A 2,375-nucleotide genomic window follows, 5' to 3' on the forward strand; every position below is an offset into this window, starting at 1 on the left:
CTGAATGCTATCAGAAAGGGCTGGCAACATGCGCCAATCAATGAAGCTAAAGAAATACCCCCCCGGCTTTAAAATGCGCTCTATTTGGGCGAAAATAAAGCTCATCCACTTTATAAAAGTCCTTTGGTCCTTGCCATCCCCTAAGAAATTAGGATAGGGGGGTTTTATGGGTCTGCCCTTTATGTCCTTGTTGGTTAGCAAATACTTATCATTGGTGCTTTTGGCGCGCTCTCTTAGATTCAACGCGCCCCCTGAACAATAGGGCGGGTCCATACACACACAATCTATACAAGCATCCGGCAAGCCCTGCATAAACGCTAGCGCATCGGCGTGGAAAACTTGGTTAAGGTAGGGGGTGAGCATTAAAGTTATTGTATTCTCCTGCATTTTCAAGGCATTAAACCACAATTTGCAACAGAAAAAAAGGGTTAAAGTTTAAGATATTGTATTGCATAATCAAGGACAAGGGCACACCATGAAACCAGATTTTTATAAAGCCACAAGCTTGGCTAGGGAACTTTTAAACAGAAACCCCACCTACAAGCAATACCGCCCTATTTATTTTACTTTGCTTTTAAAAGATTTGGGGTTACAAGTGGTGTTTAAGGATAATTTAGAAAATGAAGCCCTACTAAACCCCGAGCAAAAAACGATCTTTATTTTAAACGACCAAAAGCCCATGTTGCGTAAATTCTTTTCAATAGCCCATGAGATCGGGCATTGGGTGTTGCACACCAGGGATAAACCCCGCCCGCGTATCACAGAATATAGGTACTTAAGTCCCCTTGAAAAGATGGAAGAGCAAGAAGCTAATGCCTTTGCTGCTGAGTTGTTGATGCCCTTTAAAGAAGTGGCAACTTGTATCTTTTATGGCTATGACCCAGCCAAGTTGGCTGATTTCTTTAATGTCTCTTATGAATTTGCTGCCCATCGGTATAATTTTGTCAAAACTATGGGGCTTTATTAATGGATGCTAGCCAAAGGTTGGATAACGAAGTCAAGACCACAAAAAAGCTAGAGCATTTCAGAGCCCCTTATAAAGATATTTTCTTCTTGTTCTTAGGGCGGGCGATGTTTGCCTATCTCCCCCTAGTTGTATATGTGGTGTTTAATTTGCACAATAGAGCAAACTGGCTAGACCCTTCTTTTAGTGCGTATTTCTTTCTTGCTCTAGACTATGTCTTCATCGCCCAAATCAATGACCCGTTTTTATTCTTGAGGCAACACTCCATGGGCTTCAACCGGGCTAAAGTGTTCTTGCTCTACGCCTCCAAAGTCTTTTTAGGTTTTTGCGCCTTAGTAATCTATGCTTCTAAATCCCCCATATTTAACACCATCTATGTCGCTTTTGGGTTTTGGGTAATGTCATGTATAACCTTATACGCGAGCGTATATGTGGATCAATTCAAGGGCGAAAGTAGGGGCATCCAAGAAGAGGCTTATAAAGAAGAACCCTAATTTTGACTTTACAGCTTATTTTTGTTAGGCTTAAAATTGGGTTCAAGGGCGATGGATTGTTATAACAAGTTAGGACTAATTTTAACCTTCTTGGGCTTATTGCCTTTTAAGTTTCTGTAGGGTATGTTTAAGGTGGTGCAAACGGATGCGTCTAAGTGGCGTTATGTTCTTTGCAACTGACGGGCCACGCTATCTAGTCTTTAGATAGTCGCATGTAGGCACCATCTCTAAAAATGGACTCTGCGACAATTGTTTAAGTAGCCATTCAGTACATTCTCTGTAACCTCTCATTGGGGTTAGTGCCCGGCTATGTCAAAGTGGCACCAGTGAAGAACTGGCGTGCGACGCTATCCTCATTTGCGATAGTCATAGTAGGCACCATCCCCAAAATCTGGACCATTCTCTAATTTTCCGTTTGCTTTGTATATTGTCTTGAGCTTAAGTGTATTTCTCTTGGTGCTGATGGTTTCTATAACGATCACATAACCATTTATCTGTTTTCCAATCACTAAACGCTTTTCTTGTCCCTCATTGACCACCCTCATCAAATCCGCATGATTGACAATCTCTGGATAGCTTCTAATATCCTCAATTGTTACTGCCGGCTGTTTGCTAATTTCTACTAAGTTTGACCCCTTGCCATGCCTTTTTTCAATGTGTTTTAACGCGTCTCCATCAAAGAGTATTTTAATCGGCTTGTCTGTCTTAAACCCTAGTTGCTCAATGATCTTAGAGTTAGTGAGTTCGCCTATCCATACCTTTTGGTCTTTGCGCTTTTTGACCTCCTCTAAAAACTCGGGTGTGATCTCTTCAGGCTTTGCTCTTCTTAAAGGCTTGTTAGGGTCTAGGAGGTCTTGGCTAACCCCCTTTGGGGGTTTCCCTCCCCCCCTTGCGCTAGGCTCTGCTATGGGCTCTTT

3 protein-coding genes and 1 pseudogene are annotated in these 2,375 nt (G+C 42.2%); 2 read left to right on the plus strand and 2 right to left on the minus strand.

Annotation, left to right across the window (positions count from 1 at the left end; translation table 11 throughout):
- Window positions 1-387, minus strand: a pseudogene (locus EAO38_RS08420) (site-specific DNA-methyltransferase); the annotation flags it as partial.
- A gap of 88 nt (window positions 388-475) precedes the next feature.
- Here EAO38_RS08420 and EAO38_RS08425 point away from each other — a divergent pair.
- On the plus strand, window positions 476-967 hold the full coding sequence (locus EAO38_RS08425) for an ImmA/IrrE family metallo-endopeptidase (protein WP_121022855.1): 492 nt from the start codon (window positions 476-478) through the stop codon (window positions 965-967).
- Window positions 967-1,458: a hypothetical protein gene (locus EAO38_RS08430; RefSeq protein WP_121022857.1), complete on the plus strand. Its 492-nt coding sequence runs from the start codon at window positions 967-969 to the stop codon at window positions 1,456-1,458. The genes EAO38_RS08425 and EAO38_RS08430 overlap by 1 nt, the downstream gene beginning before the upstream one ends.
- Before the next feature lie 353 nt (window positions 1,459-1,811).
- On the opposite strand, the gene EAO38_RS08435 is transcribed toward EAO38_RS08430, so the two are convergent.
- A partial coding sequence (locus EAO38_RS08435) for a PBECR3 domain-containing polyvalent protein (RefSeq protein ID WP_456237300.1) occupies window positions 1,812-2,375 on the minus strand: 564 nt, incomplete at its 5' end.

Source organism: Helicobacter vulpis (assembly GCF_003660395.1).
Taxonomy (GTDB): Bacteria; Campylobacterota; Campylobacteria; order Campylobacterales; family Helicobacteraceae; genus Helicobacter; species Helicobacter vulpis.